6 protein-coding genes are annotated in these 8,208 nt (G+C 46.4%); 3 read left to right on the top strand and 3 right to left on the bottom strand.

Annotated elements, in window-relative coordinates:
• Nucleotides 1-103: 103 nt before the first annotated feature.
• The 3 genes from KNP77_RS15465 to KNP77_RS15455 all read right to left on the bottom strand — a co-directional run bounded on the left by KNP77_RS15465 (nt 104) and on the right by KNP77_RS15455 (nt 5,938).
• Nucleotides 104-769 carry a hypothetical protein gene (locus KNP77_RS15465; RefSeq protein ID WP_131506823.1) on the bottom strand — a complete coding sequence of 222 codons (666 nt, stop codon included), beginning with the start codon at nt 767-769 and terminating at the stop codon, nt 104-106.
• The gene (locus KNP77_RS15460; protein WP_214891678.1) at nt 769-4,638 is read right to left on the bottom strand and encodes a DUF5057 domain-containing protein; all 3,870 of its coding nucleotides are present in this window, start codon (nt 4,636-4,638) and stop codon (nt 769-771) included. The genes KNP77_RS15465 and KNP77_RS15460 overlap by 1 nt, the downstream gene beginning before the upstream one ends.
• Before the next feature lie 85 nt (nt 4,639-4,723).
• Nucleotides 4,724-5,938 (bottom strand): bifunctional folylpolyglutamate synthase/dihydrofolate synthase, encoded by a 1,215-nt coding sequence (locus KNP77_RS15455; RefSeq protein ID WP_214891676.1) that lies wholly within the window; start codon nt 5,936-5,938, stop codon nt 4,724-4,726.
• A 114-nt stretch (nt 5,939-6,052) separates the two neighbouring features.
• On the opposite strand from KNP77_RS15455, the gene KNP77_RS15450 reads away from it, so the two are divergent.
• The 3 genes from KNP77_RS15450 (at nt 6,053) to KNP77_RS15440 (ending at nt 7,950) form a co-directional block, all read left to right on the top strand.
• Nucleotides 6,053-7,495 carry a protein adenylyltransferase SelO gene (locus KNP77_RS15450; RefSeq protein WP_214891674.1) on the top strand — a complete coding sequence of 481 codons (1,443 nt, stop codon included), beginning with the start codon at nt 6,053-6,055 and terminating at the stop codon, nt 7,493-7,495.
• A gap of 87 nt (nt 7,496-7,582) precedes the next feature.
• Nucleotides 7,583-7,759 carry a hypothetical protein gene (locus tag KNP77_RS15445; protein ID WP_161568081.1) on the top strand — a complete coding sequence of 59 codons (177 nt, stop codon included), beginning with the start codon at nt 7,583-7,585 and terminating at the stop codon, nt 7,757-7,759.
• Nucleotides 7,756-7,950 (top strand): hypothetical protein, encoded by a 195-nt coding sequence (locus tag KNP77_RS15440; RefSeq protein WP_214891672.1) that lies wholly within the window; start codon nt 7,756-7,758, stop codon nt 7,948-7,950. Before KNP77_RS15445 ends, KNP77_RS15440 begins: the two co-directional genes overlap by 4 nt.
• Nucleotides 7,951-8,208 lie beyond the last annotated feature (258 nt).

Genomic DNA, 8,208 nt, shown 5'->3' with positions numbered 1-8,208 from the left:
TAAACGGCCTCAGCCCATTAGAATTCAGGGCTGAAGCCGTCTAAACGATTTTTATTATTTCGACTGTCTACTTGACAGGGTGCAGTTCACCGCGGCCTCTCGCTTATTTAATTTGTACGTTCAATTCTTTTGCATATGCGATGTCTTGAGTGGTTAACGTATAGCCCTTTTCACGCAGAACCGTTAACATTTGAGGTTGATACGCACGCAAAATCAATGGAACAACTTCGTCATATGGAATGTCTTCTGGCTTCATCCGACGAATCATGTCTTCAAATGCGTTCGTATTTCCTTCTGTCACCATTATCTGTAGCAACTGTGGATATTTGACCCAATAAGAATAAGGCAATTGTTCGTGTGCAATTAGCCACTTTTCGGGGTCATCATTCATTCCATATAAACCCTCGATCAATAAACGATCGTTCTGTTTCACATCGAGAGGCGCACCTAACTCAATCATCTTTTGAAACTCATCTACAGAAGACGTGTCAGCTATTTTAATCCATTCTTCAGATTCTAATGGTAGACCTGCTTCATACAAGGAAATGACAGAAGCGGTATTGTGGTAATAGTAAGCAAGATCCATCCACTGCTCTTCCGCTTCGATGAATGGTCTGTCGAGAATCTGTTCTACTTGCTGCTGATCAAATGATACAATCGCTTCTTCTAACGCTTGTTTTTGAAGATGAATATAAACGAACGTTACAGTGATGCTTAAAAGCATCACTGTAACTCCTACACCAATCCATTTCTGTTTCTTCGAAGTCATCAGTAATAGTCACCTGCATCATTTGGAGATTCTGGATTAGGATCTGAACCTTCTTTTACTCGCACATAGAATTCAGAGTAAACAACTTCCGGGCCTTCACCAGATCCAAAGTAACGACTAACATCCTCTGTCGCTACTTGAACTTTTGCAAGTCCTGGTCTTTTTAACTTTAACTTCGTATTGTCAATCACTTCTACAACATCATTCCCTTGCACGACTCGCATACCATAGCCACGTACGGTTGAAGTCGCAGGGTAAAACTGTGGTGCGTAGACGAACGGCGAATTTTCAACATATAGCTCTATATTCGGAGAGACAATACGTTGTGGATATTCTTTCACAGTAATCTGTGAACTGACGAATTGATCACTAAAATCACGGAAGGCACCGGTGACGATAATCGGTCCTACAATCGGATATGTGCCTTGAATAGCTTGCACTTCGACTCGCTCCGAGGTTGAACTGCCAACGATTTGAAGCGCTGGGTCTCGATTTGCAATCGACCAAACAATCGGAAGCGGCTTGTCCGTATTTTGATTCAAATTCAAGGTCACACTTTCCCTGACCATTTCTGAGATGAGTTCTCCATCCACTTCCTTCGTTTTTTGGTAAACCCAAAGGTCGTCCGTTTTTGGAGTCAACGTCATCGTTGGAAGTGAAATCTTCACAGTTGCCAAAATCGGTGCAATCGTTCGACCAATCGGTTGATTGACGAGTGATACTTTCACTTTTGCCGTCCCAGGTTTTTTGGCAACTACATTAACTTGTTTTGAATCCGACTGTTGTGTCACTAAGTCGTTGCCTTCCACAAATTCAAAGACATAGTTTTGATATTTTTCCGTTTTTGATTCAACAGTCGGTTTTAATGTACCACTTTGTCCGACTAATAGCTCAAGAGAATTCACTTTAAAGTTCTTCACGGGATCAATAACGATTACGTCAATTTCATTTGAAACAATGGTTTGATTCCCTTTTGTATAACTTACTTTCACTTTCGTACTTCCCGGTGTAATCCCCGTCAAAATCCCGCTGTTGTCTACATAACTTGACGCGACGGTTGCTACATCTTTTACTGAACTATTCCAAATCAAGTTCAACTTTTTACCTGAATCCGGTTGAATGTTTGGGACAAGCTGAAAAGTATCGCCCACTTCGAGTTCAATCGGTCCATTCAATTGGATAGAACTGATTTGTTTTTCTGTGATCGAGGTACGTAGTTCAGTTAACTTCCCATCCCCTTCTTGAACAATATCTTTACCGTTGGCGTTATTGTTCGAGGCATGGTCTCCGACAAATTTATACGTGTAGGTCCCTTGTGTAAACTCATAGTCTCCAATCGTTTTGGCTATTAGTTGAATCTCTTCATTCCCTTTGAATGGAATCCAAGCCTTTTGGAGTGCATCATAAATTTCAATCGGGTTATTGTCAATTTTACGAAGTTTCGCTGAAACTATATTCTTCTCAGCATCAATCGACCATCCTTTTGGTTGAGTTTCTGATAGAGAATAACCTTTAGGGACGACTTCATTCACTTGAATTTCCCAAGTCTCTTTCTTATATGAGTTTTCGTTCGGTCGAGAAATATCAGGCATTTTTGTCGATACGTCGTATGTCAGTGTAGCCCTTTGATCAACCTCCACAATCGTAGGAGAGACTGTTCGCGATACGTGAACTGCTTCTTTAGAAGGTTTCACCTTCACATCAAATTTTTCCGTGGCCACAGCCCCACCGCTATCTTTCGTTTCAATCTCTACACGAAGTGTTCCGTCTCCCTTGATATCATGTTGATGGAAGAGACTTTGCACTTCATTATTTTTCACATTTTGATAGGTTGGTTTAGATGAAGTTGGTTTAGGGAAAATCTGTTTGCCGTCAATGACGACCCGGGTTTGTAAGCTTTGGTCTTTAAAATCGTAATCGATTGAGTTCCAGGCTAAATAAAGAGGTTCTACATCATAGATGGACCGTACGTTATTCTCGAGTGGTGGAGAAAGCACCTCAATTTTAGGTGCATGGTTGGATCCGATGAATGCGCGGAACATCGTGTTTACAAAAATCTGTTTTTCTGGTGTTTGAGGGAAAGTCATCTTATGACCGGCTCCAGTATACGTCAGATTATTGACGGTATACATGTAATAATGATGCGCCGCATCTCCGGGCGTATGCTTGTCACTCGAAAGGTTATACCAAACCGTCAAATCCTCGTTGGCCATGTTAAGCGAGAAATATTGACTATGCGTTTCTGAAACCATATTATTTGTCGGCTTAGTTGGCAAAGCGTAAGGGTATTCCGTGAATAACCCAGTTGCAACCTGCTCGACTTTTGTAGTTGTATATACGCCTCGTTTACCGAAGTTGATTAAATTTTTGATGGCAAAGTCTTGCCCAAATGCTGTTTCCCATTCGCGCTGGCTTGATGGATCTTCTTTATAACCATTTTCACCCGGTAAACGATAGAGCATGTCGTGTGAGAACATCACACCTTGCCCACGTTTAATAAATTCCTGGAGGGCTTTCGTCGTATTCGGAATTGCAGCAGCATACTCCGAATAATTCTGTAAATTTCCATTATAATCTAAACGACCAAACGAATCTTTGAATCCAAAAATGATTAGGTCTTTCTCATAAAACCATTTTTCAATAGCAGGATCATAGTCCGGAGAATTTTTATCTGCTTTTTTTATTTTGTTTTCAAAGCTCTTTAGGTCTGTGATTTCCAAATCAAAATCATAGAGCCCACTTTCATTCAGCATATTTTTGCTAGTTTCACCTACATTTTCGTCTAAGCTGTCATTAAACGTTTGAAACAAACTACTGCCATCATTTTTAGAGACTGTTACTTGTAAAATCTTCGCTTTTGCAAACTCATCTTTTAATAAAAACCGTCCCGTTCGATAATGATATGTTTGATTCGATTCATCCTTTACGACGACTTTCCAATAACGTGGGCTTGTGTAACTTGGTGCATCAATCGTATAGGAAAGTGTATCGCTCAACTTCGCCGGCACAGTCATAACTTTTTCTTCTAAAGAGAATCGGTCGTTACTGTCGAAATCAATATAGAGCTCGACCGTTGCTCCGTTAGATGGGGTTGAATTCAACGAATATGAAAAATCAATCGCTTTTCCGCGAACTGCAAAATTACCAGCGTTGGCGATTGACACCTGATTCGTTAAAAGTTCCCCATTCTGTTTGACTGTGACTTCCTCAAGTTTTGTCATTTTTCTTTGTTGGAACACTTGCTTGATTTCGTTAGAAGCGTCCGCTGTTCGGTTGAATATTTTTAAATCCGATTCATTTTTGAGTGACTCAAAGTTTCTCACGATAGACTGATTAGTTAGAGTTGAGAAAGCATCCTCGTGTACCCATACCGGAATTCCTGCTTTCATCATTCTCGATAAATCAATTACACGTAAAGTAGTTAAGTCGTTATCTTTTTCCTTTGTAGCATATAAAGACTCAATATATGCTTTGTATTTATTATCCGCTTCATTATAAGGCGTACCATTATCCCTTACAGGTTTCTGATAGTTATATATGACTTGCTCAGGATTATATTTTTTCCCATTTTCAGCACCTGAAGGAGAAAATACGATCGCGTCATAACGCCCAAGTAGATCATAACGTAATGCATTGAATTGCTTTATCGACATTTTTTGAACGTCGAAATCATCTCCCACACTAATTCCATCGACTTTCCCGTTCACTTGTTTCGGAATATCCGTCACTTCTAAAATCACCGGTTTAATCGGCGTACTTGCCGATACGGTCGAATAAATTTCAAAAAAAGTTGTAGTAAGGAGTGATGTTAAAAAGACGATCGCGACAAGCGCTGATACGGGTCGTTTCAATCTTTGTTGACTGACCATGCTGCATTTCCTCCTTGGATGATGAAGTGATGATGACATACGTTCTCATACTCATTCATACCCCGTATTTATCCATAACGCAAGGTCATTTTTGAAAACTTTGGAAATACGTTCTCACTTCACTAATAAAGTAAAGCGATCCCGTCACGACGAGTGTTTTCGAGCGCGGCGAACGTACCCATTCCGCCAACCAATCTTTCCACTCGACGTAACGGGCCCCGTCCTCGATTAGACTGTCTTTCGTCCGTGCCCGCGGAAAGTCGAACGTCGTCTCATAAACGGTCGCGGTCGTCCCTAACGATTTGATTATCGCTTCACGGTCCTTATCGGCAAGAGTCGCGACAAGCACGGTGACATCTTCTTCTAGACGAAGTTGCTCACAGAGTGCCGCTACGCCTTCCGCATTATGCGCCCCGTCTAAAATGATCCGCGGCTCTTTTGAGATGATCTCATAGCGCCCCGGATGTTGTGCCGTCTCAAGCCCTGTCAATATCGACTCGGTCTTCCACCCGAGATGACGGGCGACCGCGACGGCGCACGCCCCGTTGTAGGCTTGATGATGACCCGTCAAGCCGAGCGCCGCAGCAGGCAGTCCTTCATATGTAACGGTTGTGTCGGCCCCGCCTTCGATCGACTCGATGAGCGGTGTGACGGCATGCACCGGTGCTTTCATCGTCCGTCCTTGTTGTTCGAGCAACGTGATCAACTGCGCATCGTCCAAACTATGGAACATCGGGACACCTCGTTTCATGATGCCGAACTTCTCCATGGCGATCTCTGCGAGCGTATCGCCGAGTATACCTTGATGGTCGTGCCCGATCGATGTCACGACCGTCGCGAGCGGTCGCTTCAACACGTTCGTCGAATCGAGCCGGCCCCCGAGACCGACTTCCCAAATGACGAGGTCCGGTTGCTGTTCATGGAAGTACAGCCACGCCATGACCGTCAGCAGTTCAAACTCGGTCAATGTCTCCGGTGACTCATCGGCACGGTCACGGACACGGTTCGCGATACGGACGAGATCAACCTCGTGAATCGGTTCGCCGTTCAACATGATCCGCTCCTCGAACTGGATGATGTACGGCGAGATGAACGTCCCGACGTTCAACCCTTCAGCGATTGCCATCGCCCGCAAAAACGCGACGGTCGATCCCTTCCCGTTCGTCCCGGCCACGTGAATCGACGGCAATTCGTCAATTTTTAACGTCTCGAGCATCCACTCGACTCGATTCAATCCAGGCTTGATCCCGAACCGCAGTTGTCCGTTCAGCCATTCAAATACGTCTTGTCTTGTCTCCATCTTTAACCCACCCCTGTTCTAACACTTCACTCCCATCTTACCAAAATTCACGAAGACCTACGCAGAGAATCGGCTGTGCTATACTCGAAGCGAACAGAGATAGGAGGAATTCAGATGAAAGACACAGGTTGGAACTTTGAAGCGACATACGTCGAACTTCGTGACATGTTTTACGACCGTGGGCCGATCAACCCGGTCGACAAACCAGAACTCGTCTTATTGAATGAACCCCTCGCCGAGACACTCGGACTCGATATTGATGCATTGAAAGAAGACGTGGCACTCCTGTCCGGTAATCGGCAGACCGACACATCGTTCTCGCAAGCATACGCCGGGCATCAGTTCGGCAACTTCACGATGCTCGGTGACGGACGCGCCCTCGTCTTAGGGGAACACGTCACAGCGAACGATAAACGGGTCGACGTGCAGTTGAAAGGCTCAGGACCGACCGAATACTCGCGCGGTGGTGACGGCCGTGCCGCTATCGGCCCAATGGTACGTGAATATTTGATTAGTGAAGCGATGTACGCGCTCGGTATCCCGACGAACCGGGCACTTGCCGTCGTCAAGACAGGTGAACCGGTCATGCGTCAAGGGCCGAAGCACGGTGCCGTCCTGACGCGTGTCGCCTCGAGCCATATCCGCGTTGGCACGTTCCAATACGCGGCCGCGGCCGGGTCGATCGATGACGTCACCGCCCTCGCCGACTATGCGATCCATCGTCACGACTCGGACCTTGAAGGTCGTCCTGACCGCTACGAAGCGTTCCTCGGACGCGTCATCGAACGTCAGGCGAAACTGATCGCCGACTGGCAACTCGTCGGCTTCATCCACGGCGTCATGAACACGGATAACACGTTCATCAGCGGTGAAGGGCTCGACTACGGCCCGTGCGCCTTCATGGACTCGTACCATCCGCACACCGTCTTCAGCTCGATCGACCGCGAGGGCCGTTACGCCTACGCGAACCAGCCGTATATCGGGTCGTGGAACTTGGCCCGACTCGCCGAGACGCTGTTGCCGCTGCTCGCCGACACGCAGGAAGCTGCCGTCGATATCGCCAATCGTTTGTTGAACGATTATACGGAGATTTATAAACAAGCGTACTTCCCCGGACTCGCCCATAAGATCGGTCTCTACGTCCGTAAAGACGGCGATGACGCGCTGACGGACGAACTGCTCCGACTTATGATGGAGACCGAGGCCGACTTCACGAACACGTTCCGCGTGCTCACGCTAGGAGAAACGGAGTTACTTCCGTTCGCGTCGCGTGACGATGGGAAGGCCTGGCTTTCGGCATGGCGCAAACGACTCGCTGAACAAGCTCTCCCGGACGAAGATGTGGCGCGACTCATGCGCCAACACAACCCGGCCGTCATCCCGCGCAACCATCACGTCGAATCAGCGATCATGGCAGCTGAACGAGGTGACTTCGGTCCGACAACCGCCTTGCTTGACGTGTTGCGTCAGCCGTATGACTACGAAGCCGATTACGGGCGTTACGTGTCGCCGGGACCAGAGCGAACGTATCCGTATCAGACGTTTTGTGGCACATGAACCATCTCGCTTTCGCGGAATGGTTTTTTAGGAACCTTTTAGCGTTTGGATGCGTACTATAGACAAACGACACTCTGGAGGTTTACTATGCGACTACTTGCTTCACTCATCTCGCTAGGTTTCGCTTGCCTGATCTCGCTCGAGCTATGGCAAGGTCCGTTTTATGGTGGTTGGATTTGGTCTATGCCCGCCTTTTTCTTAATCGTCTCGTTTTTCCAGTTCATGAAACATTTGAATGAGCTTGAATGGAGCGAGACGAAATGAAGGTCATGCTTACCGTACTTGTCTGCCTCATCCTTTCGGCTGCTTATATGGTGTATAGTCTCTACCTATCCCTCATTGGACAACCGCTTCACCCGCAATGGACCGCACTTGCGATTGGCGCATTGTTCACATCGTCTTATTTTTTAGTGACGAAGCAACTGCCTGGATGGAACGAAGGCGATCACGAATGAGGCTCGTCTACTTCACTATCATGCTCATCGCCGGATTCCTATATGCCGTGTATCTCGTCCATTTGTATCGAGTCGGGCTGACTGATTCGCTCTACATGCACTTCCTGTGGATCACGGGAATCGGACTTTATGTTTTATGGCTACGTCGAAGAACCCCCAAACGTCGTTCTGAACTGAGCCCCGTAAAATGGACAGTTTAATAAAAAGCCCACGTGTTCTATGCGGCGATCAGATGGCCCCGATATTGTTCCGGGGTCA

This window comes from Exiguobacterium sp. s142, assembly GCF_018618455.1.
Classification (GTDB): domain Bacteria; phylum Bacillota; class Bacilli; order Exiguobacteriales; family Exiguobacteriaceae; genus Exiguobacterium; species Exiguobacterium aurantiacum_A.
The sequence above is the reverse complement of the archived record's forward strand: the minus strand, read 5'-3'. Positions and strand labels throughout refer to the sequence as shown.